Consider the following 24,140-nt stretch of genomic DNA (forward strand, 5'->3'; position numbering starts at 1 on the left):
CGCTGGGGGCGGGAGTTGTCCAACCGTGACGCTAGACCCACGTGTCCAGCCACATCCGCGCGCGCCAGGAGCCGATCGGGATGGCCTGGCCGGTGTACAGGGGCCAGAAGTAGACGAAGTTCCAGGCGATCAGCAGCACCAGGACGCCCGCCGCCGTCGCGCCGATCACCCGGCGGGTGTCGGATGAGCGCGCCGGGCCGATGACCGCGCCGGTCATCATCGCCACCGCCAGACACAGGAACGGCAGGAACACGACCGCGTAGAAGAGGAAGATCGTCCGCTCCTGGTACAGGAACCACGGCAGATAGCCGGCCGCGATCCCGCAGGCGATGGCACCGGCCCGCCAGTCGCGGCGCAGCGCCCAGCGCCACAGCACGTAGGCGATCGCGAAGCAGGCCGCCCACCACAGCAGCGGCGTGCCGATCGCCAGCACCTCCCGGGCGCACTTCTCCCCGGCGTCCGCCGGGCAGCCGTCGGTGCCGGGGCCGGGGGACTCGTAGAAGTACGACACCGGGCGGCCCAGCACGAGCCAGCTCCACGGGTTGGACTGGTAGGTGTGCGGCTGGTCGAGGCCGACGTGGAACTTGTACACCTCGTGCTCGTAGTGCCACAGGCTGCGCAGCCAGTCCGGCAGGAACGCCCAGGTGCCGCCCTTGCCGTCGGTGGCCGCCCAGTCGCGGTAGTAGCCGCCCGTGCCGTCGGCGGGGGAGAGGATCCAGCCGGTCCAGGAGGCCACGTAGACCACCAGCGCCACCGGGATCGTCGCCACGAAGGCGGCACCGGTGTCGTACTTGAGGACCGCGAGGTACGGGTGGCGGGCGCCGGCCACCTTGCGGGTGCCGACGTCCCACAGGACCGTCAGCACACAGAACGCCGCGAGGACGTACAGGCCGTTCCACTTCGTGCCCACGGCCAGGCCCAGCAGCACGCCCGCCGTCCAGCGCCAGGGACGCGGCCCGAACCGGAAGGTGTCGGCGACGGACGCGTCCGGCCGGACCCGGCCGTCCGGCCCGGCCGGCAGCGCGGCCGCGAGCCTCTCCCGGGCCCGGTCCCGGTCGACCACCAGCGCGCCGAACGCGGCCACCACGAAGAACATCAGCACGCCGTCCAGCAGCGACGTCCGGCTCATCACGAAGTGCAGCCCGTCCACCGCCATCAGCGCGCCCGCCAGACAGCCCAGGAACGTCGAGCGGAACATCCGGCGCCCGATCCGGCACAGCAGCAGCACGCTCAGCGTCCCCAGCAGCGCCGTCATGAACCGCCAGCCGAACGGGTCGAACCCGAACAGCAGCTCCCCGAGCCCGATCACGTACTTGCCGACCGGCGGGTGCACCACGTACGCCGCGTCCGTCGGCACCGCGAGGCCGCCGTGCTGCTGGAGCACCATGTCGTTGGTGTTCTTGCCGTACTGGTCCCAGCTGACCTCGAAACCGCGGTGGACGAGCGCCCAGGCGTCCTTGGCGTAGTACGTCTCGTCGAATATCACCGCCCGCGGACTGCCCAGGTTCCAGAACCGCATCAGGCCCGCCATCAGCGTCACCAGCAGCGGCCCGCCCCAGCCCGACCAGCGGGTGAGCCGCTCGGCCAAGGCCGGCGAGGCGCCCAGCACCCGCCACAGCCGCGGGCTCGGCTGCGTGTACGGCGGCACCAGCCGGTCGCGTACGTCACCGGCCGGCGCGTCCTTGCCCGGCGCGTACCCGAAGCGGCGCAGCCGCCGCTGCCACGACGGCCGCCCCTCGTGCGGTGCCTGGCCCTGCCGGAGGTCCATGGAGGACGCGGTACTGGTCACCGCGCCATCGTAGGGAACCGTGCTGTGCGAGTCCCGCGCATGGGCGCTACCCGGCCGTCGCGTACGCGTTTTCCTCCCCCGGCGCGCGCCCTGGGAGGATGGGGGCGTGACTGGAACCCTTGTCCTGGCAGGTACCCCCATCGGCGACATCGCGGACGCTCCGCCCCGGCTGGCCGAGGAGCTGGCCGCGGCCGACGTGGTCGCCGCCGAGGACACCCGGCGGCTGCGCCGGCTCACCCAGGCGCTGGGCGTCACCCCCCGGGGCCGCGTGCTCTCCTACTTCGAGGGCAACGAGTCCGCCCGCACCCCCGAGCTGGTCGCCGAGCTGGTCGGCGGGGCGCGCGTGCTGCTGGTGACCGACGCGGGCATGCCGTCCGTCTCCGACCCCGGCTACCGGCTGGTCGCCGCCGCCGTCGAGCAGGACGTCCGGGTCACCGCCGTCCCCGGCCCGTCCGCCGTGCTCACCGCGCTCGCCCTGTCCGGGCTGCCCGTGGACCGGTTCTGCTTCGAGGGCTTCCTGCCGCGCAAGGCCGGCGAGCGGCTGTCCCGGCTGCGCGAGGTGGCGGCCGAGCGGCGCACCCTCGTCTACTTCGAGGCCCCGCACCGGCTCGACGACACCCTCGCCGCGATGGCCGAGGTCTTCGGCGCGGACCGGCGGGCGGCCGTCTGCCGCGAGCTGACCAAGACGTACGAGGAGGTACGGCGCGGCCCGCTGGCCGAGCTGGCGCGGTGGGCCGCGGAGGGCGTGCGCGGGGAGATCACCGTCGTGGTCGAGGGCGCCCCGGAGACCGGACCGGAGGAACTGGACGCGCAGGAGCTGGTGCGCCGGGTCCGGGTGCGGGAGGAGGCCGGGGAGCGGCGCAAGGAGGCGATCGCCGCGGTGGCGGTGGAGGCGGGGGTGCCGAAGCGGGTGGTCTTCGACGCCGTCGTCGCCGCCAAGCGGGCCGGTGAGTGAGGGGGCGCCGGGTCGCGCCGTAGGGGGCCCGTGCGTTGCGGGCCGCTGGTCCGTCGTGGTTGATCGCGCGGTTCCCCGCGCCCCTTGAGGGGCGCGCCCCCCATGCGTCGGCAAAGAGCCGGCGTTGATGGCAAAGCCCAGCCGTCCCGATCGGCTCGTTCGGGCAAGCGGGGGCCAAATCGGGGCCAACACTCGGCAGGTCGGGTGCTTTCACGGCGGCCGAGGCGTCCACTGGGCGAGAGGACGCACCCGTGTCGACAGGGAGTTGGCCCATGAGTGACATAGCGTCGTACGCCTTCGCCTGCATGCGCTGCGGGCACGGCTGGGAGCAGTCGTACGCGATCGAGCACCGCACGAACGCCGAGGGGGAGCCGTTCGTGCGGTACGTGGCCGACGGCCGGGTGGTGCCGTCGCCGCTGACCCGGCCGGTCTGCCGGAACTGTGACGGCCACCTCGTGCGGATCATGCGCGCGGGCCAGGTGGCCTCCGTGCGCGCCGCGGCCGACGGGCGGTCCCGCCCGGTGCCGGCGGCGGGCCCGGTGGAGGTACCGCGGGTGCCGGGGCAGACCGAGCGGCCGCACCACTGGCACCTGTCCGACCTGCTGCACCCCTTCCACCGCAGGACGGGCTGAGCGGAGCACCGGCCGGCCGGGGCACGCCCCTTTCGTAGGATCGGGGCATGCCTTCGAACGCCGGCCACAGCTCCAAGGGCGACGACAAGAACGCGGCTCCGCCGCTCCCGGCACCCCTCGCGGTGCCCGTCGCCGACTCCCACACCCACCTCGACATGCAGTCCGGCACGGTCGAGGAGGGCCTGGCGAAGGCCGCCTCGGTGGGCGTCACGACGGTCGTCCAGGTCGGCTGCGACATCAAGGGCTCGCGGTGGGCCGCCGAGACCGCCGCCGCGCACGACGGCGTCCACGCCGCCGTCGCCCTGCACCCCAACGAGGCCCCGCGCATCGTCCACGGCGACCCCGACGGGTGGTCCCGGCAGGGCGCGCGGCCGGCGGGCGGGGACGCGGCGCTGGACGAGGCCCTCGCCGAGATCGACCGGCTGGCCGCGCTGCCGCACGTCAAGGGCGTCGGCGAGACGGGACTGGACTACTTCCGCACCGGTCCCGAGGGCAAGGCCGCCCAGGAGCGCTCCTTCCGGGCCCACATCGAGATCGCCAAGCGGCACGGCAAGGCCCTCGTCATCCACGACCGCGACGCCCACGCCGACGTGCTGCGGATCCTGAAGGAGGAGGGCGCCCCCGAGCGCACCGTCTTCCACTGCTACTCCGGCGACGCCGAGATGGCCGGGATCTGCGCCCGCGAGGGCTACTTCATGTCCTTCGCCGGCAACGTCACCTTCAAGAACGCCCAGAACCTGCGGGACGCCCTCGCCATCGCCCCGCTCGACCTGGTCCTGGTGGAGACCGACGCGCCGTTCCTCACCCCGGCGCCGTACCGCGGACGGCCCAACGCGCCGTATCTCGTTCCGGTCACCGTGCGCGCGATGGCCGCCGTACGCGGCATCGACGAGGACACGCTGGCGACGGCCCTGGCCGCGAACACCGCCCGCGCCTTCGACTACGAGGCGTAGCGACTGCCGCGTTCGCCGCTTCGGTGCGTAGTCGTGCCGCTTTGGAGAGTGACCGGCGCTCCGCTAGGTTCTGGGGGCCCGATCCGGACCCCTCTGGACCCCTCTGGCCCTCTCTGGAGCGTGTCGGCGTGAGCAAGTCGCAGTACGAGACGTATGAGGCGTACGGCCCCCGCGCGGCACCGCCCGGCGAACCCGGCGGCGCGCTGCCGGGCCTGTGCGACCCGGTGACGGCGGTACACACGCGGGCGGGCGAGCCGCTGCTGCCCCGGCAGGGCACGGGCGGGCCGCCGGGGGAGGGAGCCCGCGAGCACGGCGGGCACGGCCGCTCCGGGAACCCCCGGGCGCACGGTGCGGACCTCCGCGTGGACGACGAGGGCGGTGAACCGGACGGGCGGGACGGGCGGGCCGGGCGCCGGGGCAAGGCCCGCGGTGCCGACCGCCCCGAATCCGCCGTGCGCCGCCTGCTGCCGCAGGCGCTCGTCGTGGCCTTCCTCGCCGGCGGCACCAGCGCCTTCGTCGCCAAGGACAAGGCGGTCGAGCTGAGCGTCGACGGCAGCCGGCGCACCCTGCACACCTTCGCCGACGACGTGGGCGAACTGCTCGCCGAGGAGGGCGTACGGGTAGGGGCGCACGACATGGTCGCGCCCGCCCCCGGCACGGAACTCGGCAGCGGCGACGAGGTCGCGGTGCGCTACGGGCGCCCCGTACTGCTCACCCTGGACGGCCACCGGCGGCAGGTGTGGACGACGGCGCACACCGTGGCCGGCGCGCTCGACCAGCTGGGGGTCCGCGCCGAGGGCGCCTATCTGTCCGCCTCCCGCTCCCGGCGCATCTCACGCGCCGGGCTCGCGCTCGACGTGCGCACCGAGCGGGCCGTCACCGTCATGGCCGACGGCCGGAGCCGGACCGTCCGCACCAACGCGGCCACCGTCCGGGAGGCCGTCGCGGAGGCCGGGATCACCCTGCGCGGCCAGGACACCCTCTCCGTCCCGGGGGACAGCTTCCCGCGCGACGGACAGACCGTGACCGTGCTGCGGGTGACCGGCCGGCGGGAGGTCCACGAGGAGCAGATCCCGTTCCCGGCCGTACGCGTCACCGACCCCTCGCTCTTCCAGGGCACCGAGGTCGTCACCCGGCCCGGCCGGCCCGGACTGCGCCGCACCGTCTACTACGTGCGCACTGTCAACGGGGTCCGGCAGCGCCCGCGCCCGGAGCGGACCGAGCTGGTGCGCGCGCCCCGCACCCAGGTGGTGAAGGTCGGCACCCGGCCGCGCCCCACCTCCGTGCACGACGCCGACCACCTGGACTGGCACGCCCTCGCCGTCTGCGAGTCCGGCGCCCGCCCCGACGCCGTCGACCCCTCGGGCACGTACGGCGGCCTCTACCAGTTCGACACCCGCACCTGGCACAGCCTCGGCGGCGCGGGCCGCCCCCAGGACGCCTCCCCGGACGAACAGACCTACCGCGCGAAGAAGCTGTACCTACGGCGGGGCACCGGCCCGTGGCCGCACTGCGGCGCCAGGCTGCGGGGCTAGCACCCGGCCCCGCCGGTCCCGCCTCCCCTGGCGGCCCGGCCCCCCGCGCCCCCGTACCCTTGTCCCGTGACCAGCCCCACCCCCGACGCCCTCCTCGGCCCCGCCGACATCCGTGAGCTCGCGGCAGCGCTCGGTGTCCGCCCCACCAAGCAGCGCGGCCAGAACTTCGTGATCGACGCCAACACGGTCCGCCGGATCGTCCGGACCGCCGAGGTCCGCCCCGACGACGTGGTGGTGGAGGTCGGCCCCGGGCTCGGCTCGCTCACCCTCGCGCTGCTGGAGGTCGCCGACCGGGTCACCGCCGTCGAGATCGACGACGTGCTCGCCGCCGCCCTCCCCGCGACCATCGCCGCGCGCATGCCCGGGCGCGCCGACCGGTTCGCGCTGGTCCACTCCGACGCGATGCACGTCACCGGGCTGCCCGGCCCCGCCCCGACGGCCCTGGTGGCGAACCTGCCGTACAACGTCGCCGTGCCGGTGCTGCTGCACATGCTCGACACCTTCCCGACCATCGAGCGGACGCTGGTGATGGTGCAGTCCGAGGTCGCCGACCGGCTCGCCGCCGCGCCCGGGAACAAGGTGTACGGCGTGCCGTCCGTGAAGGCCAACTGGTACGCCGAGGTGAAGCGGGCCGGGGCCATCGGCCGGAACGTGTTCTGGCCGGCGCCGAACGTCGACAGCGGACTGGTGTCCCTGGTCCGGCGGACCGAGCCGATCAAGACGACCGCCTCCAAGCGGGAGGTGTTCGCGGTGGTCGACGCGGCGTTCGCGCAGCGCCGCAAGACCCTGCGGGCCGCGCTCGCCGGCTGGGCGGGCTCCGCCGCGGCGGCCGAGGCGGCGCTGGTCGCGGCCGGAATCTCGCCGCAGGCCCGCGGGGAGTCGCTGACGGTGGAGGAGTTCGCGCGGATCGCCGAACACAAGGAGAGCGGCAAGTGAGCGTCACGGTACGCGTCCCGGCCAAGGTCAACGTCCAGCTCGCGGTGGGCGCCGCCCGCCCCGACGGGTTCCACGACCTGGCCAACGTCTTCCTCGCCGTCGGCCTGTACGACGAGGTGACGGTGACCCCGGCGGCGGAACTCCGGGTCACCTGCGACGGCCCGGACGCCGGCCAGGTACCTCTGGACCGCACCAACCTCGCCGCCCGCGCGGCGATCGCCCTCGCCGCGCGCCGGGGCATCGAGCCGGACGTGCACCTCCACATCGCCAAGGACATCCCGGTCGCCGGCGGCATGGCGGGCGGCAGCGCGGACGGCGCGGGCGCGCTGCTCGCGTGCGACACGCTGTGGGGCACGGGCGCCTCGCGCGACGAGCTTCTGGAGATCTGCGCCGAGCTGGGCAGCGACGTGCCGTTCAGCCTGGTCGGCGGGGCGGCGCTCGGGGTCGGGCGCGGTGAGCGGCTGACGGAGCTGGAGGTCGGCGGCGCCTTCCACTGGGTGTTCGCGATGGCCGGGCGCGGGCTGTCCACCCCGGCGGTGTTCCGCGAGTTCGACCGGCTGGCCGAGGGTCGGGAGATCCCGGAGCCGGTGGCCTCGCCGGACCTGCTGGCGGCGCTGGCGAAGGGCGACCCGGACGCGCTGGCCGCCACCGTCTCCAACGACCTTCAGCCGGCGGCGCTGTCCCTGTTCCCTGAGCTGGCGGGCACGCTGGCGGCGGGGCGTGGCGCGGGGGCGCTGGCCGCGCTGGTCTCCGGGTCCGGTCCTACGACCGCGTTCCTCGTGCGGGACGCCGGGGCGGCGGAGAAGGTGGCCGAGACGCTGCGGGTGTCGGGGACGTGCGGGACGGTACGGGTGGCGGCGGGGCCGGTGGCGGGGGCGACGGTTCTCTGAGGGGGCTCAGTACTGCTCGAAGGCGGCCAAGTCGATGTGGATGTCGTAGGGAACACTCACTTTGACTTGGTCGTGAAAGATGCCGGTCAGCGCATAGGTGCCGGTGGCCTCGCCGCGTTCGTACACCTGGACCACCGGGTGGTCGTCCTGGCCCGCCATCTCGACCAGCCAGTAGTGCGGGATACCTGCCGCGGCGTACTTGTGCGGCTTGTAATCGCGGTCACGGGCCTCGGAGTCCGGTGAGACGACCTCGACGGCGAGAAGGACGTCGGCCGCCTTGAAGTGGGTCTGACGCCGGCCCGTGACAGCTTCTTTGCGCACCACGGAGATGTCCGGTTCCGGACCGTTACGCCGGTCCAGAACCACTGTCATCTCACACGCCACCTTCAGGTCGGGTGGCACGGTGCTGCGCAGTCCGTTCGCCAGCAGATGGATCACCGCGAAGTGGAAGTAGCGCTGCGGACTCACGAAGACCAGGCTCCCGTCGATCAGCTCGGTGTGCGGCGGGAGATCCGGCAGCGTGAACAGGTCGTCCACGGTGTAGCCGTCCTGCGGCGGCACCGGCCACTGGACACGATGCTCTACGGACTCGGCGGTCATGGTTCCTCCCATGGACAGGCTCCTGGTGCCTGCCCTCCACCGTAGCGGCCCCATCCCGATCACGTCATCACAAAGAGTGACAACCCCCTCGCGCCCCGCCCCTCACGCCCGAAGCCCTACGCTAGAAGGCTGACCCACACGGTGGAGCCGCATGTCGATACCGCCCCGCGCACAGGAGTGAAATGGCCGTCAACCTGGTCAATGTCGAGAACGTCAGCAAGGTCTACGGCACCCGTGCCCTGCTGGACGGCGTCTCGCTCGGCGTGTCGGAAGGGGACCGGATCGGGGTCGTCGGACGCAACGGCGACGGGAAGACCACCCTCATCCGGATGCTCGCCAAGCTGGAGGAGGCCGATACCGGAAGGGTCACGCACTCCGGCGGGCTGCGGCTCGGCGTGCTCACCCAGCACGACTCCCTCGACCCCGCCGCCACCGTCCGCCACGAGGTGATCGGCGACTTGGCCGACCACGAGTGGGCCGGCAACGCCAAGGTCAGGGACGTGCTGACCGGACTGTTCGGCGGGCTGGACCTGCCGGGCTTCCCCAAGGGGCTGGACACCGTCATCGGACCGCTCTCCGGTGGCGAGCGGCGCCGGATCGCGCTGGCCAAGCTGCTCATCGAGGAACAGGACCTGATCGTCCTGGACGAGCCCACCAACCACCTCGACGTCGAGGGCATCGCCTGGCTCGCCGAGCACCTGCGCGAGCGGCGCTCGGCGCTGGTGTGCGTCACCCACGACCGCTGGTTCCTGGACCAGGTCTGCACCCGCATGTGGGACGTGCAGCGCGGTGACGTGTACGAGTACGAGGGCGGCTACTCGGACTACGTCTTCGCGCGCGCCGAACGCGAGCGGATCGCCGCCACCGAGGAGGCCAAGCGGCAGAACCTGATCCGCAAGGAGCTGGCCTGGCTGCGGCGCGGGGCGCCCGCGCGGACCTCCAAGCCCCGCTTCCGGGTGGAGGCCGCCAACGAGCTGATCGCGGACGTGCCGCCGCCCCGGGACAGCAGCGAGCTGATGAAGTTCGCCTCCTCCCGGCTCGGCAAGACGGTCTTCGACCTGGAGGACGTCACCCTCCAGGCCGGGCCGAAGGTGCTGCTCAAGCACGTCACCTGGCAGCTCGGCCCGGGCGACCGGATCGGTCTGGTCGGGGTCAACGGCGCCGGGAAGACCTCGCTGCTGCGCGCCATGGCCGCCGCCGCGGTTACCGACGGCGAGGAGCAGCCCGCCGGGGGCCGGATCGCCGTCGGCAGGACCGTCAAGCTCGCCTACCTCTCCCAGGAGGTCGCCGAACTCGACCCCACCTGGCGGGTGCTGGAGGCCGTACAGCGGGTCCGGGAGCGCGTCGACCTCGGCAAGGGGCGCGAGATGACGGCCGGGCAGCTGTGCGAGACGTTCGGCTTCGGCAAGGAGAAGCAGTGGACGCCGGTCGGGGACCTCTCCGGCGGCGAGCGGCGGCGGCTCCAGCTGCTGCGGCTGCTCATGGCCGAGCCCAACGTCCTCTTCCTGGACGAGCCCACCAACGACCTCGACATCGAGACCCTGACCCAGCTGGAGGACGTCCTCGACGGCTGGCCCGGTTCGATGATCGTCATCTCCCACGACCGGTTCTTCGTGGAGCGGACGACGGACCGGGTGTTCGCGCTGCTCGGCGACGGCACCCTGCGGATGCTGCCGCGCGGCATCGACGAGTACCTGGAGCGGCGCCGACGCATGGAGGAGGCGGTCGCCGAGCGGTCCGCCGCCGCGGCGCCCAAGCCGGTCACGACGGAGAAGAGCGCCGCCGACCAGCGCGCCGCGAAGAAGGAACTCCAGAAGATCGAGCGCCAGTTGGACAAGATCTCCGAGAAGGAGGCGAAGCTGCACGCGCAGATCGCCGACAACGCCACCGACTTCGCCAAGGTGGCCGAACTGGACGCCCGGCTGCGGGAGCTCGCCGGGGAGCGCGAGGAACTGGAGCTGCGCTGGCTGGAACTGGCGGAGGACGCCTGACCCCCGACCCGGCGCGCGAAGGGGGCGCGTGCGCTGGGTGAAGGGGGCGTGAAGGCGCGTAACGAGGGCATCACGGGCCGGTCCTCCCTTGGGAACAGGGGAGGGCGCGGCCCCGTGTGCTGTCGGTGCCGGGTGATAGAAAGAGCCGTCTGAAAACCGTCTGAGAAACGGCCCAGAGCCGTCCGTCGCGTGCTTCGGGGCGTGGCTAAAAATCAGTGAACGAGGGGGAAGAGCGCTGATGACTCAGCCGCCCGACCAGCCGCCGCAGGGCGGGTTCGGAGCACCGCAGGACCAGCCGCCACAGCCCGGCGGCCACGGCGCCCCCCAACCCCCGCCCGCCCAGGCCGGCTTCGGCGCCCCGCAGTCCCCCGCCGCACCCCCGCAGCCCCCGCGGACGCCTCCGGCGCAGGGCGGTTTCGGCGCGCCCCGGCCGCCCGCCGGGTCCCCGCAGCCCCAGCCGGGCTACGGCTACCCGCAGCCGGGACCCTACGGCGGCACCCCGGGCCCCTACGGCCGGCCGCAGCCGGGCCCCTACGGGTACCCGCAGCAGGCGCCGCAGCAGCAGGGCCCGTACGGTGCCCCCCAGCCCGGTTACGGCCTGCCGCCGCAGCCGCCGTACCCGGGCACGCCCGGGTCCGCACCCGGCATACCCGGGGCCGCGCCCGGCGGGCCGGCGTCCAAGAAGAAGACGGCGCTGATCATCGGGTCCGCGGTCGCCGCGCTGCTCGTCATCGGCGGCACGGTGTTCGCGGTCACCTCCGGCGGCGACGACGAGGGCGGCGGCAAGAAGCCCGTCGCCCAGGGCGGCGACGGCCCCGCCCACTCCCCCACCGCCTCGCCGACGACCTCCGGCGGCGCGGACCCGGACCACCTCAACGACGGACGCGGCCCCGGCGAGGCCAAGGTCCTCTGGTACGCGCCGCCCCCCGACGCCCCCGCGTCCGGCGCCGACGCGCCCGGCATGTGGACCAGCGGGGACACGGTGGTGAAGGCGGCGTACAAGCAGGTCTTCGCCTTCGGCGCCGGGGACGGCCACACCGCCTGGGGGCCGGTCTCCCTCCCGCAGAAGATCTGCGCGGTCACCCCGGTGAAGTCGGCCGACGACAAGATCGTCGTGGCGTACCTGAGCGGTGCCGGCGAGCGCGCCAAGTGCAACCGGCTCCAGCAGCTCGACCTGCGCACCGGCCGGAAGGGCTGGAGCGGCGAGGTCGCCGACGGCGGCCTGTTCGACAGCGCCCTCCACATCGAGCTGACGGTCGGCGGCAAGACGCTGATGGTGGGCCGTTCGCAGTCGGGCACGGCGTACGACATCGACACCGGCAAGAAGCTGTACGACAAGAAGCGGTACGGCGCGGCCTGCTTCCCCGCCGCCTACGCGGGCGGCACCGACCGGCTGATCCAGGTGGCCTCCTGTGGCGTCGGCGGCTCCGACGAGCACGAGGAACTCCAGGAGCTGGACCCGTCGAACGGCACGGTGCGCTGGACGCAGAAGCTCAAGAAGGGCTGGGAGGTCAGCCGTACCTACTCGGTCGACCCCCTCGTGGTGTATCTGAGGAACCGCGAGAACAAGACCTGGAACATCTCCTCCTTCTCCGAGGACGGCACGTTCCGTTCCCAGGTGATGGTGGACGAGAAGTTCGCCCCCCGCTGCGGCTGGGCGATCCTGGAGCGCGAGCTGCAGGGCTGTCAGGGGGTCGCGGTCGACGCCGACACGCTCTACCTGCCCACCGACGCCACCGTCAGCGCCAACGAGATCGTGGCCATCGGCCTCGCCGACGGCAAGGAGAAGTGGCGGGTGAAGTCCCCGGGCGACCGGCCGATGTACCCGGTGAGGACCGAGGGCGGCAAGCTCATCGCGTATGTGCAGCCGTCGTACGACAGCGGCGGCCAGGTGGTGTCGGTGCCGGTCGCCGGCTCCTCCCACGGGACGACCGCGCTGCTGCGCAACCCGCGGGGCGCCGCCGGTGTCGAGAACACCTTCTACGACGGTGTCGTCGACTGGTCCGGCGGGCGGCTGTTCATCTCCTCGGGCCGGCTGTCCGGCGACGACGACTCCAAGGAGAAGCTGATCATGGCCTTCGGCGACTGAGCCGGACGCCAGGTCCCGTCCTCCCCGTCCCCTTCGCCGTCCGCCCGCAGAGCGTCACCGAGGTATCCGCCGCCATGACCCAGCCACCCCCGCCGCCGCCCAACCAGCCCCCGCAGCCCGGCTACGGCTATCCGCCGCAGCCGCCGGGCCCCGGTTACGGCCCGCCCGGCGCGCAGCCCAACCCGTACGCCCAGCAGCCGCCGGCCCAGCCCCCGGCCTACGGCGCCCAGCCGCCGGCCCAGCCCCCGGCGTACGGCGCCCAGCCGCCCGCCGGTTACCCGCCCCAGCCGCACAACCCCTACGCCCAGCCCGTCCAGCCCGTCCAGCCCGTCCAGGGCATGCGGCCGGGCTACGGCTACCCGGGCCAGGCGCAGCCGCCGACCGCGCCGATGACGCCCCGGCCGGTGCCGGGCGGCGGCCGGCGGAACACCACCCTGTTCATCGTGGTGGCGGCGGTCGTCGCCATCGCACTGATCGTCGGCGGCGGCATCTGGTACGCCAACTCCTCCGGGGACGAAGGCGGTTCCCACGGACCCGCCTCCTCCGCCGGCGGGACCGGCGGCACGAGCGGCGGCTCCGGCGGCTCCGGGAGCGGGGGCGGCGGTGGCGGCAAGGAGAAGGTGCCGGCCGATCCGGCCGCCGAGGTGCTCTTCAAGGTGCCGCTGCCCAAGACGGACGACACGGTCGTCACCTCCGGCTCCTGGCTGACGGACACGGTGTACGCCAAGAGCGGCATCGCGGAGATCGTCGGCTACGACCCGGACCGGGGCACCAGGCTGTGGACGGTCAAGCTGCCCGGCCCGATCTGCGCGGCCAGCGACCACGTGAACGACGACGGCCGGACGGCGGTCACCTTCCAGCCGAGGATGCCCCCGAAGGACTCCTCCGCGGGGTGCAGCCAGGTCGCCGCGATCGACCTCGCCGCGGGGAAGAAGCTGTGGACGAAATCGATCAATTCCGGTGACTATCCGGTCACCTTCCAGAACGTGACGGTCGCCCAGGATACGGTCGCGGTCGGCAGCTCCGACGGTGGTGCCGCGTTCGACATCGACTCCGGCAAGGCGCTGTGGCAGCCGAAGGCGGACGACACCTGCTCCGACGCGGGGTACGGCGGCGGCGCCCGGCTGGTCGCGGTGCGCAAGTGCGGCGCGTACGACAGCCGCAAGCTGCACATCCAGACCATCGACCCGAAGACCGGCAAGGTGATCTCCGAGTACCGGATGCCCGACGGCGTCGAGTACGCGTCCGTCGTCTCCACCGACCCCCTCGTGGTCGCCGCCGACGTCGGGGACACCGCCGGCGACGGCAGCGGTGTCTCGGACTACTTCTCCATCGACGACAAGACCGGCAGACTGCTCGCCCGTATCGCCGCGCCCGGCGACACCTACGGGGGCCGCTGCGACGGCATCACCCGGATCGAGGGCTGCAACCAGGTCGTCGCCGGCAACGGCAGGCTGTACCTGATGACCGAGTCGCACGACGGCCGGGCCGAGTACAGCAGGACGAACGAGATCGTCGCCTTCGACCTGCAAACCGGCAAGCCGACCGGGCAGCGCGCCGAGGCCGGCGACGGCTACACGCTCTCCCCGCTGCGCATGGACGGCGGCAACCTGCTGGCCTACAACGCGCCGCCGTACAACAAGGGCGGCCAGGTCCTCAGCATCGACGGCGGCACCTTCAAGGTGACCAAGCTGCTGGAGAACCCCGGCGAGCGCAGCGTGCACACGGCGGAGACCAGCCTGCTGCCCGAGTACGCCGAGCTGCTCTTCGGCAAGGGCCGCCTGTACATGTCGGCCCAGTTCGCCCACAAGGCCAACCGGACGTACGACCAGGAGTACCTGGTGATGGCGTTCGGCACGGACGGCTGACCGGCCGCCGGCACCGTTGCCGGACTCGCCCGAACGAGTGAACTGCCCTGTGGTGCCCCGGATTTCATCGATCCGGGGCACTTCTCTTCTGGAGGGGCAGCGCGACGTCGAACAAGCGTGTAGCTTCCGGGGGCATGAAGCGCGGGGGTGCCGGGGGGACTGGGGGGTTGCTCAATGGGAGTGCGGCTCGTGGTCGTCGACGACCATCGCCTGCTCGCGGAGGCGCTGGCGTCGGCGCTCAAGCTGCGCGGGCACCGGGTGGTCGCCGCGGCGGCACCGGCCGCGGGCGCGGCGGACCTGGTGATCGCGCGGGCACCCGAGGTGTGCCTGCTGGGCACGGCGGCACCGGCCGAGCCGGGCGCCTTCGACCCGGTGGTCAAGATCAAGCGGGAGCGTCCGCAGGTGGCGGTGGTGGTGCTGGGCCCGGTGCCGTCGCCGCGCGGCATCGCGGCGGCCTTCGCGGCGGGCGCGTCGGGGTACGTACGGCACGACGAGCGGATCGAGGGCGTCGAGCGGGCCATGACGAAGGCCCGCGCCGGGGAGGCGGCCGTCGCCCCGCAACTGCTCCAGGGCGCGTTCGGCGAGCTGCTGAACCCGGCCGCGCAGCCCGACGACGAGGCCCAGCGGCTGCTGGAGGTGCTGACGCCGCGCGAGGTGGAGGTCCTGGTCCGGGTGGCCGACGGCGAGGACACGCGCCTGATCGCGGCGGGCATGGGCATCGCCCCCAGCACGGCCCGCACCCACGTCCAGCGGGTCCTGATGAAACTGGGCGTGGGCTCCCGCCTGGAGGCGGCGGCCCTGGCCGCCCGCACGGGCTTACTGGAACGGGCGGGCCCGCGCGGGAACACCGGCCTGGGGTAGACGGGCTGCCGGGCGGCACCGTGGAAGCCGACGGGACCGCGATTCCCCAGGGGCGCGGGGCCGTGCCGATAGGCGGCTTTGCCGCGTGCGCGCGACCGGCCCCCACGCCCCCGCGGCCGGCGTACGGCCTCAGGTCTCCCGGCGCTCCTCCGCCTGCTCGTCCGCCGGAGGCACGGGCCGCAGCTTCAGCCACGCCAGGAAGAAGATCCCCAGCAGCAGCATGCCGATCCCGGTCCACAGGTTGATGTTGACGCCCTCGGCCTTGTCGATCGCGGCCTGGGAGTCGGTGAGGCCCGTGATCGTGACGATGACGCCGTAGACCACGAACAGCCCGCCGATGATACGGCGCAGATCGAAGATGCGGGCCGCCGTCGCGGACTTGGTCTGCAGCTCGGTGACCTCCCGCTGGACGTCGTGCTCGGTGTAGTGCGGCGGACGGTGCTCAGGGTGCTCGGTCATGGTTTCCTCGGTCCTCCCGCGTCAGAACGAGAACGGGATGTAGCAGGCGGCGGCCAGGACGACCGCGCCCCAGCCCAGCAGGGCCGGCTTGCGGTACCACGCGTCGTCGCCCTCGGCGGGCGGCTCGGACATACCGGGGGAGCGGGTGCCGTAGACCAGGCCCTGGAGCTCCTCCGCCGGCTTCGGCCTGGTGAACAGGGACACCGCGATCATCACGACCGCGCCGGCGACGAACCCCGCGATCGCGGAGACGAAGTTGGCGCCCTGGTCGGAGGGGATGGAGATGACGCCCTGCTTGTAGAAGACGAAGTAGTTGACCATCGCGGCGGTGGTGCCGGCGAGCAGGCCCCAGAAGCCGGACTTGGCGGACGCGCGCTTCCAGAACATGCCGACGACGAAGACGACGAACATCGGCACGTTGAAGAAGGAGAACAGCGTCTGCAGGTAGCTCATGATGTTCGAGAACGAGGACGCCAGGAACGCCGTGCCGATGGAGGCGCAGACACCGATCACGGTGATCAGGCGGCCGAACCGCACGTAGTAGTCGTCCGCGCGGCCCGGCACCACGTACTTGGCCCAGATGTCGTTGGTGAACACCGTGTTGAACGACGACACGTTCGCCGCCATGCCCGCCATGAAGGCGGCCAGCAGACCGGTGACGGCGATGCCGAGCACGCCGTTGGGCAGGAGCTCCTGCATCAGGTAGGGGATGGCGTCGTTGTACTGGAGCCCGGACTCCTTGCTGCCGATGTTCGGCACGAGCGCGGCGGCGACCAGGCCCGGGGTCATCACCAGGAAGACGATGAAGATCTTCGGGAAGGCGGCGATGAGCGGGGTGCGCTGCCCGGCGGAGAGGTTCTTCGCGGACAGGGCGCGCTGCACCTCGGCGAAGTTGGTGGTCCAGTAGCCGAAGGAGAGCACGAAGCCGAGGCCGAGGACGATGGTGAGCCAGTTGGCGCCGAGCGGATTGGCGTGCCCGATGCCGGTGCCGCCCCAGGCCGTGGTGAAGTCGGCGCCGTGCTGCGCGGTGAGCTTGTCGGTCAGGCCGTCCCAGCCGCCGGCCTTCTTCAGGCCGAGCACGGTGATGGGGATGAGCGCGGCGAGGATCACGAAGAACTGGAGCACCTCGTTGTAGATCGCCGAGGACAGGCCGCCCAGGGTGATGTAACCGAGCACCAGGGCGCCGGCGACGACGATGGCGACCCACTTCGGCCAGCCGAGCAGGGCCTCGACGACGAGGGCGAGGGCGTAGAGGTTGACGCCGGCGATCAGCACCGAGGCGAACGCGAAGAGCGCCGAGCTGAGCAGGTGGGCGGCCCGGTCGAAGCGCAGCAGCAGGAACTCGGGGACCGAGCGGACCTTGCTGCCGTAGTAGAAGGGCATCATCACCAGGCCGAGGAAGACCATGGCGGGGATGGCGCCGATCCAGTACCAGTGGACGGTGTAGGCGCCGTACTGGGCGCTGTTGGCCGCCATGCCCAGGATCTCGGTGGCCGCCAGGTTCGCCGAGATGAAGGCGAGGCCGGTGATCCAGGCGGGCAGCGAGCGTCCGGAGAGGAAGAAGTCGAGGCTGGTCTTGACCGAGCGGCGGGCGGCGAGACCGATGCCGAGGACGACGACGAAGTAGATCGCCAGGATCGTGTAGTCCAGCCAGTTGGTGGGGAGCCGTAGCTCCGCCGCCAGGGAGGTGGGGGCGTATGGGGGGGTTTGCATGAGAACTCGCTTCGTTGCGCGAACTGATCCAAGCGGAACCTACGCCGCCGTGTTCGGTATTTGAACACTCCGACTGGTGTTCTTTGTTTGATTGTGATCGAGCACGGGGGTATCGAGTTGTGCTCTGTTATGTTTGATTGTGTTGAGTGATGGAGTGGGGATGTGGAGGAGTCCGGCGTGAAGAAGACCTCGACCCGGCTGGCCGACGGTCGTGAGCTGATCTACTACGACCTTCGGGACGACACCGTGCGTGACGCGGTCGACCGGCGTCCTCTGGACCGTACGGTCACCACGTCCGAGATCCGCCGCGACCCGCTGCTCGGCGACGGCGTCGCCATCGCCTCGCACCGCCAGGGCCGCACCTACCACCCGCCGGCCGACGAGTGCCCCCTGTGTCCGACGCGCGGCGACCGGCTCAGCGAGATCCCGGACTCCTCGTACGACGTCGTCGTCTTCGAGAACCGCTTCCCCTCCCTCGCCGGCGACTCCGGCCGCTGCGAGGTCGTCTGCTTCACCTCCGACCACGACGCCTCCTTCGCCGACCTCACCCCCCGGCACGCCCGTCTGGTGCTGGACGCGTGGACGGACCGCACCTCGGAGCTGTCCCATCTGCCCTCCGTCGAGCAGGTGTTCTGCTTCGAGAACCGCGGTGCCGAGATCGGCGTGACGCTGGGCCACCCGCACGGGCAGATCTACGCCTATCCCTTCACCACCCCGCGCACCGCGCTGATGCTCCGCTCGCTCGCCGCCCACAAGGAGGCCACCGGCGGACAGAACCTGTTCGACGCGGTCCTGGAGCGTGAACTGGCCGGCGAGCGGGTCGTCCTGGAGGGTGAACACTGGGCGGCCTTCGTGCCGTACGCGGCCCACTGGCCGTACGAGGTCCACCTGTACCCCAAGCGCCGCGTGCCCGATCTGCTCGCCCTCGACGAGGCGGCCCGCACAGAGTTCCCCCAGGTGTATCTGGAACTCTTGAAGCGGTTCGACCGGATCTTCGACGGGCGGGACGGAGGGGAAAGCCCCGCGGGTGAGCCTCCGACGCCGTACATCGCGGCCTGGCACCAGGCGCCGTTCGGCACCCTGGAGGAGTTCGACGGTGTGACGCGCGACGACTTCGCGCTCCACCTTGAGCTTTTCACCATCCGCCGCACTTCCGGCAAACTGAAGTTTCTCGCGGGTTCCGAGTCCGGCATGAACGTGTTCATCAACGACGTGCCGCCGGAGCGCGCGGCCGAGCGACTGCGAGAGGTAGCGAGTTCATGAAGTACCTGGTGACGGGTGGCGCCGGATATGTCGGCAGTGTCGTGGCCCAGCACCTGCTGGAAGCCGGACACGAGGTCACCGTCCTCGACAACCTCTCCACCGGCTTCCGCGCCGGCGTGCCCGCCGGCGCCGCCTTCATCGAGGGCGACATCCGCGACGCCGCCAAGTGGCTCGACCCCTCCTTCGACGGCGTGCTGCACTTCGCGGCGTTCTCGCAGGTCGGCGAGTCGGTGCTGAAGCCGGAGAAGTACTGGGACAACAACGTCGGCGGCAGCATGGCACTGCTCGCCGCGATGCGCGAGGCCGGCGTGCGCAAGCTGGTGTTCTCCTCCACCGCGGCGACCTACGGCGAGCCCGAGCAGACCCCCATCCGGGAGACCGCCCCGACGCGCCCCACCAGCCCCTACGGCGCCTCCAAGCTGGCCGTGGACCACATGATCACCGGCGAGGCGCACGCCCACGGCCTGGCCGCGGTCTCCCTGCGCTACTTCAACGTGGCCGGCGCCTACGGCGCGTACGGCGAGCGCCACGACCCCGAGTCGCACCTGATCCCGCTGGTCCTCCAGGTCGCCCAGGGCCGCCGCGAGGCCATCTCGGTCTACGGCGACGACTACCCGACCCCCGACGGCACCTGCGTCCGCGACTACATCCACGTGGCGGACCTGGCCGAGGCCCACCTGCTGGCCCTGGGCGCCGCCGCCCCCGGCGAGCACCTGATCTGCAACCTCGGCAACGGCAACGGCTTCTCCGTGCGCGAGGTCGTCGAGACCGTGCGCGAGGTCACCGGCCACCCGATCCCCGAGGTGACCGCGGAGCGCCGCGGCGGCGACCCGGCGGTCCTGGTCGCCTCCGCGGACACCGCCCGCGAGAAACTGGGCTGGAACCCGACCCGCGCGGATCTCGCGGGCATCGTCGCGGACGCGTGGGAGTTCGCGCAGAGCATCACAAGGGAGCACTAGTGGGGGCACAGCAGGTCGCGGACCGCTTCGCCGAGCTGTACGGGGCACGGCCGGAGGGCGTCTGGGCGGCACCGGGCCGGGTCAACCTGATCGGCGAGCACACCGACTACAACGACGGCTTCGTCATGCCGTTCGCCCTGCCGCACCAGGCGGTCGCGGCGGTCTCCCGCCGCACCGACGGGGTCCTGCGCCTGCACTCGGCGGACATCGACGGCGGGGTCGCGCAGCTGCGCCTGGACGACCTCGCGCCCGGCGGCGACCACGACTGGACGGCCTACCCGGCGGGCGTGGTCTGGGCGCTGCGCGAGGCGGGGCACGCGATCACCGGCGCCGACGTCCACCTGGCGTCCACCGTCCCGACGGGCGCGGGCCTGTCCTCCTCCGCCGCCCTGGAGGTCGTGATCGCGCTCGCGCTCAACGACCTGTACGACCTGGGCCTCAAGGGCTGGCGGCTGGCCCGGCTGTGCCAGCGCGCCGAGAACGTCTACGTCGGTGCCCCCACCGGCATCATGGACCAGACGGCTTCGGCCTGCTGCGAGCAGGGCCACGCACTGTTCCTGGACACCCGTGACCTGTCCCAGCAGCAGATCCCCTTCGACCTCGCGGCCGAGGGGCTGCGGCTGCTGGTGGTGGACACCCAGGTCAAGCACGCGCACAGCGGCGGCGAGTACGGCAGGCGCCGGGCCGGCTGCGAGAAGGGCGCGGCCCTGCTCGGCGTCGACGCCCTGCGCGACATCCCCTACGACGGGCTGGACGAGGCCCTCGCCCGCCTCGGCGACGAGGAGGACGTGATCCCCCTGGTCCGCCACGTCGTGACGGAGAACGAGCGGGTCGAACGCACGGTCGCCCTGCTGCGGGCCGGCGACCCCCGCGCCATCGGCCCGGTCCTCACCGAGGGCCACGCCTCCCTGCGCGACGACTTCCGCATCTCCTGCCCGGAACTGGACCTGGTGGTCGACACCGCCCTGGCCGGCGGCGCCCTGGGCGCCCGCATGACCGGCGGCGGCTTCGGCGGCTCGGCGATCGTCCTCGCGGAGGCGACGGCCGTCGACACCCTGTCCAAGACCATCGAAGAGGCCTTCACCGCAGCGGGCTTCACGTCCCCCCGCGTCTTCGAAGCGCTCCCGTCCCCAGGCGCCCGACGGCTGGTCTGACCCGCCGTCAGCCCAGGCGTTTGGTCAGGGTGTACTCCGTGAGCCCCGGCGGATAGTCGGGGATCACGCAGACCACCTCGTAGCCCTGCTTGCGGTAGAAGCCGGGGGCCTGGAAGTCCCAGGTCTCCAGGCGGGCGGCGGTGCAGCCGCGGGTGGTGGCGAGCCGTTCCGCCTCGGCGAGCAGGCGGGAGCCGAGGCCCGTGCCGCGGTGGCGGGCGTCGACCCACAGGTAGGTGACGTGCAGCCAGGTCGTCCAGGTGTGGCCGACCAGCCCGCCCGCCAGATCGCCGGCCGCGTCCAGACCCCACACATGGAGCGGCGCCTCGCGTTCGCCGGGGGTGCCGCGCAGCGCGGCCAGCACCGGGGACGCCGCCGTGTTGGTGTTCCGCAGGCGTGAGCGGAGCAGATCGCGTCGTGCCTTGTCGACTTCCGCCTCGATACGAAACATGTGTCACACCATAGACGTGGTGGACGGCCAGTTCTGCAAATCTCCTTCCGCTCCGTGCCCGCATCCGTACTCTGTGGAACAGCACCGGTGGGGGCCGGTGCCGCTCAGGGGGCGAGACACGCGGGTACGGCGCCCGCGGTGGGGGCAGCAGCTCCGCGACGGCGGCGGCCGTGCGGCGCGCGCTGCCCCTGTCCGCCGGTGTCGTACCCGTGCCCGTCGTCGTTCTCCGGACTTTTTCCGGGACTTCCCGGAACTACCGGCCTATTCCGGAGCTTTCCGGACCTTGGACATCCCCTGCTCCACGCGGAGCCCGGGGAAGGGGGTTACGTGGTTCGTATCCGAGTCCTGGTCGTCGACGACCACCGTATCTTCGCCGAGTCGCTGGCCGCCGCCCTGGCCGCCGAACCGGACGTCGACGTCTTCGCCGCCGGCAGCGGCCCGGCCGCGCTGCGCTGCCTGGAACGGGCGGCCGGCGAGGGCCGCCGCTACGACGTGCTGCTGGTCGACGCCGACCTCGGCGGCCCCCCGCCCGGCGCCCGCCCGGCCGTACCGGTGCGGGACGGCAACGAGGAGGGCCTGGTCGACGGCATCTCCCTGGTCGCCGGGGTGCGCACCGCCCAGCCCGGCGTCCGGACCGTCGTCCTCGCCGAGAAGGACGACCCGCGCCGCGCGGCCCTCGCCCTCCAGGCCGGCGCCTCCGGCTGGGTCGCCAAGGACTGTTCGCTGTCCCGGCTGCTGACGGTGATACGGGGCGTGCTGCGCGACGAGACGCATCTGCCGCCCGCGCTGCTCACCGGGGTGCTCAAAGAGCTGACGGCGGCCCGCCGGCACCGCACCGAGAGCGAGCGGCTGGTGGAGTCCCTCACCCCCAGGGAGCGGGAGGTGCTGCGCTGCATGGTCGCCGGGCTGGGCCGCAAGGCCGTCGCCGAGCGGCTGTTCCTCTCCCCGCACACCGTCCGCACCCATATGCAGAACGTCCTCGGCAAGCTGGGCGTGCACTCCACGCTGGCGGCCGTCGCGCTCGCCCGGCGGGCCGGGGTGGGGCCGGTGGACCTAGCCGGGGATGTTGTCGAACGGGGCGGTCAGCTGGCGTAGCAGCCCGGCCAGTTCCGCGCGCTGGGCTCGGGACAGCTCGGCGAGGATCGCCCGCTCCTGCTCCAGCAGTCCCGCCAGCGCCTGGTCCGCGCGGTCCCGGCCCTCGTCGGTCAGCCGGACCAGTACGCCCCGCCGGTCGCTGGGGTCGGGCAGCCGCTCCACCAGGCCCTTCTTCGCCAGCCGGTCGATACGGTTGGTCATCGTGCCCGAGGTGACCAGGGTCTGCGTCAGCAGCTGGCCCGGGGAGAGCTGGTACGGCGTGCCCGCGCGCCGCAGCGCGGTCAGCACGTCGAACTCCCAGGGCTCCAGCTGGTGCTCGGAGAAGGCGAGCCGGCGGGCGCGGTCCAGGTGCCGGGCGAGCCGACTCACCCGGCTCAGCACTTCCAGCGGCTCCACGTCGAGGTCCGGGCGCTCCCGGCGCCACGCTGCGACCAGCCGATCGACCTCGTCCTCCATGGAGATCAGTGTAGTGGTTGTGTCGACATGAAGTCTCTTGATATCGAGTCTCTTGATATCGAGATAATCCTGGGGGACAGTGGACGCATGACCACGCCCCGCTGGGACCCCGCCCAGTACCTCCGCCACGCCGGCCACCGCGCCCGCGCCTTCACCGACCTCCTCGCGCGCCTCCCCGCCCCGCCCCGCGACCGCCCCCGCATCGCCGACCTCGGCTGCGGCCCCGGCAACGGCACCGCCCTGCTCGCCGAGCGCCGGCCCACCGCCCGCATCACCGGATACGACAACTCCCCCGAGATGCTCGACCGGGCCCGCACCGACCACGAAGGGCCGACGGGGGGCGGCGGCCGGCTCGACTTCGCCCACGCCGACGTACGGACCTGGACGCCCGGGGAGCCGTACGACCTGATCGTCTCCAACGCCACCCTGCAATGGGTGCCGGGCCACGCCGACCGGTTCGCCGACTGGACCGCCGCCCTCACCCCCGGCGGCGCCCTCGCCTTCCAGGTGCCCGACAACCTCGACGCCCCGCTGCACGTCCTGCTGCGCGACCTCGCCGCCGCACCCCGCTGGCGCTCCCGTCTCGCCGGCGTCCCGCGCGCCACCGACTCCGTGCACGGCCCCGGCTTCTACCTGGACCGCCTCGCCCGCCTGGGCTGCGCGGCCGACGTGTGGCAGACCACGTACCAGCACGTCCTCCAGGGCGAGGACCCGGTGCTCGACTGGGTGAAGGGCACCGGACTGCGGCCCGTCCTGACCGCGCTCGCCGACGACCCCGAGGCGTGCGAGGCGTTCGTCACCGCCTACCGGGACCTGCTGCGCACCGCCTACCCCAGCACCCCCTACGGCACGGTCCTGCCGTTCCGCCGCCTGTTCGCGGTCGCGGTGAAGCCGTCGCCGTGAAGCTCCTGCCGTGAAGCCGCCGCCGTAGCCGGTGGTTCATCCGTGCGGCGGGCGCCCGGCGAGCGCGCGCCATTCGTCCTCCAGCACGCTGAACACCTCGGAGTCCCGCCAGCCGTCCCGGATCAACGCGGTATGACGATGGCGCCCCTCCCACGTCATGCCGAGCTTCCTCAGTATCCGGGCCGACCCGAGGTTTCGCGGGTCGCAGGTGGCATGGACGCGGTGCAGCCCGAGCTCCCCGAACCCTCGTACCAGCAACTCTTCACCGATCGCCGTTCCGACGCCCCGCCCCCAGACCCGGGGATGCACGACATAGGTGATCTCCCCCTGACGCTGTTCCCGGCTCCGGATGCGCAGCTCCCCCATGCCGACCGCCTCGCCCCCGACCCGCGCCACATAGGCGAACCGTCGCCGAGGCGACTCGGACCAGGCCCGCACTGCGGCCGCCACGAACGCGCGGGTCTGCTCCTCGGTGTTCGGTCCCCAGGCCTGGAAACGGCAGACCTCGGGGAGGGAGGCCCAGGAATGGACGGCCCGCCAGTCCGCGAGCTCGATCCTGCTCAGGATCACCGGAATGTCCGCCACGAGATG

The 24,140-nt window shown here is 72.6% G+C and carries 22 protein-coding genes; 15 read left to right on the forward strand and 7 right to left on the reverse strand.

Going from position 1 to position 24,140, the window contains the following annotated elements; translation table 11 throughout:
* Positions 1-31: 31 nt before the first annotated feature.
* On the reverse strand, positions 32-1,789 hold the full coding sequence (locus ABD350_RS20690; RefSeq protein ID WP_344349702.1) for a dolichyl-phosphate-mannose--protein mannosyltransferase: 1,758 nt from the start codon (positions 1,787-1,789) through the stop codon (positions 32-34).
* A gap of 106 nt (positions 1,790-1,895) precedes the next feature.
* Between ABD350_RS20690 and rsmI the strand changes: the two genes are divergently transcribed.
* The 6 genes from rsmI to ABD350_RS20720 all read left to right on the forward strand — a co-directional run bounded on the left by rsmI (position 1,896) and on the right by ABD350_RS20720 (position 7,690).
* Complete coding sequence (gene rsmI / locus ABD350_RS20695) at positions 1,896-2,744, forward strand: 16S rRNA (cytidine(1402)-2'-O)-methyltransferase (RefSeq protein ID WP_344349703.1); 849 nt, start codon at positions 1,896-1,898, stop codon at positions 2,742-2,744.
* Between the two features lie 272 nt (positions 2,745-3,016).
* Entirely contained in the window at positions 3,017-3,376 is a 360-nt protein-coding gene (locus tag ABD350_RS20700) for a hypothetical protein (RefSeq protein WP_344349704.1), read from the forward strand.
* A 47-nt stretch (positions 3,377-3,423) separates the two neighbouring features.
* Positions 3,424-4,329: a TatD family hydrolase gene (locus ABD350_RS20705; RefSeq protein WP_344349705.1), complete on the forward strand. Its 906-nt coding sequence runs from the start codon at positions 3,424-3,426 to the stop codon at positions 4,327-4,329.
* 128 nt (positions 4,330-4,457) lie between these two features.
* Complete coding sequence (locus ABD350_RS20710; protein WP_344349706.1) at positions 4,458-5,864, forward strand: resuscitation-promoting factor; 1,407 nt, start codon at positions 4,458-4,460, stop codon at positions 5,862-5,864.
* 66 nt (positions 5,865-5,930) lie between these two features.
* Positions 5,931-6,800, forward strand: coding sequence for a 16S rRNA (adenine(1518)-N(6)/adenine(1519)-N(6))-dimethyltransferase RsmA (gene rsmA, locus ABD350_RS20715; RefSeq protein WP_344349707.1), 870 nt, complete (start codon positions 5,931-5,933; stop codon positions 6,798-6,800).
* The gene (locus ABD350_RS20720; protein ID WP_344349708.1) at positions 6,797-7,690 is read left to right on the forward strand and encodes a 4-(cytidine 5'-diphospho)-2-C-methyl-D-erythritol kinase; all 894 of its coding nucleotides are present in this window, start codon (positions 6,797-6,799) and stop codon (positions 7,688-7,690) included. Before rsmA ends, ABD350_RS20720 begins: the two co-directional genes overlap by 4 nt.
* Positions 7,691-7,696: 6 nt before the next feature.
* Here ABD350_RS20720 and ABD350_RS20725 read toward each other — a convergent pair whose 3' ends face one another.
* Positions 7,697-8,290, reverse strand: a complete 594-nt coding sequence (locus ABD350_RS20725; protein ID WP_344349854.1) for a Uma2 family endonuclease — start codon at positions 8,288-8,290, stop codon at positions 7,697-7,699.
* 182 nt (positions 8,291-8,472) lie between these two features.
* Between ABD350_RS20725 and ABD350_RS20730 the strand changes: the two genes are divergently transcribed.
* The 4 genes from ABD350_RS20730 (at position 8,473) to ABD350_RS20745 (ending at position 15,099) form a co-directional block, all read left to right on the forward strand.
* On the forward strand, positions 8,473-10,281 hold the full coding sequence (locus tag ABD350_RS20730) for an ABC-F family ATP-binding cassette domain-containing protein (protein ID WP_344349709.1): 1,809 nt from the start codon (positions 8,473-8,475) through the stop codon (positions 10,279-10,281).
* 238 nt (positions 10,282-10,519) lie between these two features.
* Entirely contained in the window at positions 10,520-12,370 is a 1,851-nt protein-coding gene (locus ABD350_RS20735; protein ID WP_344349710.1) for an outer membrane protein assembly factor BamB family protein, read from the forward strand.
* Between the two features lie 74 nt (positions 12,371-12,444).
* The gene (locus ABD350_RS20740) at positions 12,445-14,238 is read left to right on the forward strand and encodes an outer membrane protein assembly factor BamB family protein (RefSeq protein ID WP_344349712.1); all 1,794 of its coding nucleotides are present in this window, start codon (positions 12,445-12,447) and stop codon (positions 14,236-14,238) included.
* 174 nt (positions 14,239-14,412) lie between these two features.
* Positions 14,413-15,099 carry a helix-turn-helix transcriptional regulator gene (locus ABD350_RS20745; protein WP_344349713.1) on the forward strand — a complete coding sequence of 229 codons (687 nt, stop codon included), beginning with the start codon at positions 14,413-14,415 and terminating at the stop codon, positions 15,097-15,099.
* Between the two features lie 129 nt (positions 15,100-15,228).
* Here the strand turns inward: ABD350_RS20745 and ABD350_RS20750 are convergent, their stop codons facing one another.
* Positions 15,229-15,558, reverse strand: coding sequence for a hypothetical protein (locus ABD350_RS20750; protein WP_344349715.1), 330 nt, complete (start codon positions 15,556-15,558; stop codon positions 15,229-15,231).
* 21 nt (positions 15,559-15,579) lie between these two features.
* Positions 15,580-17,271 carry a sodium:solute symporter family protein gene (locus ABD350_RS20755; RefSeq protein WP_344349717.1) on the reverse strand — a complete coding sequence of 564 codons (1,692 nt, stop codon included), beginning with the start codon at positions 17,269-17,271 and terminating at the stop codon, positions 15,580-15,582.
* A 177-nt stretch (positions 17,272-17,448) separates the two neighbouring features.
* On the opposite strand from ABD350_RS20755, the gene galT reads away from it, so the two are divergent.
* Genes galT through galK form a run of 3 tightly spaced genes read left to right on the forward strand, consistent with a single transcriptional unit; the run spans position 17,449 to position 20,647 of the window.
* Positions 17,449-18,534, forward strand: a complete 1,086-nt coding sequence (gene galT / locus ABD350_RS20760) for a galactose-1-phosphate uridylyltransferase (RefSeq protein ID WP_344349718.1) — start codon at positions 17,449-17,451, stop codon at positions 18,532-18,534.
* Positions 18,531-19,493, forward strand: a complete 963-nt coding sequence (gene galE / locus ABD350_RS20765; protein WP_344349719.1) for a UDP-glucose 4-epimerase GalE — start codon at positions 18,531-18,533, stop codon at positions 19,491-19,493. The genes galT and galE overlap by 4 nt, the downstream gene beginning before the upstream one ends.
* The gene (gene galK / locus ABD350_RS20770) at positions 19,493-20,647 is read left to right on the forward strand and encodes a galactokinase (protein ID WP_344349720.1); all 1,155 of its coding nucleotides are present in this window, start codon (positions 19,493-19,495) and stop codon (positions 20,645-20,647) included. Before galE ends, galK begins: the two co-directional genes overlap by 1 nt.
* Positions 20,648-20,654: 7 nt before the next feature.
* On the opposite strand, the gene ABD350_RS20775 is transcribed toward galK, so the two are convergent.
* Positions 20,655-21,095, reverse strand: a complete 441-nt coding sequence (locus ABD350_RS20775) for a GNAT family N-acetyltransferase (protein WP_344349721.1) — start codon at positions 21,093-21,095, stop codon at positions 20,655-20,657.
* 327 nt (positions 21,096-21,422) lie between these two features.
* Here ABD350_RS20775 and ABD350_RS20780 point away from each other — a divergent pair, with 327 nt between their 5' ends.
* Entirely contained in the window at positions 21,423-22,190 is a 768-nt protein-coding gene (locus ABD350_RS20780) for a LuxR C-terminal-related transcriptional regulator (protein ID WP_344349722.1), read from the forward strand.
* Here the strand turns inward: ABD350_RS20780 and tamR are convergent.
* The gene (gene tamR, locus ABD350_RS20785) at positions 22,149-22,646 is read right to left on the reverse strand and encodes a MarR family transcriptional regulator TamR (protein WP_030616064.1); all 498 of its coding nucleotides are present in this window, start codon (positions 22,644-22,646) and stop codon (positions 22,149-22,151) included. The two genes, ABD350_RS20780 and tamR, sit on opposite strands and share 42 nt — an antisense overlap.
* A gap of 87 nt (positions 22,647-22,733) precedes the next feature.
* Between tamR and ABD350_RS20790 the strand changes: the two genes are divergently transcribed.
* On the forward strand, positions 22,734-23,549 hold the full coding sequence (locus ABD350_RS20790; RefSeq protein WP_344349724.1) for a trans-aconitate 2-methyltransferase: 816 nt from the start codon (positions 22,734-22,736) through the stop codon (positions 23,547-23,549).
* Between the two features lie 36 nt (positions 23,550-23,585).
* Here ABD350_RS20790 and ABD350_RS20795 read toward each other — a convergent pair whose 3' ends face one another.
* Entirely contained in the window at positions 23,586-24,134 is a 549-nt protein-coding gene (locus tag ABD350_RS20795; protein WP_344349726.1) for a GNAT family N-acetyltransferase, read from the reverse strand.
* Positions 24,135-24,140: the final 6 nt, after the last annotated feature.

The sequence above is a fragment of the Streptomyces nogalater genome, assembly GCF_039532885.1.
GTDB classification, from domain to species: Bacteria; Actinomycetota; Actinomycetes; order Streptomycetales; family Streptomycetaceae; genus Streptomyces; species Streptomyces nogalater.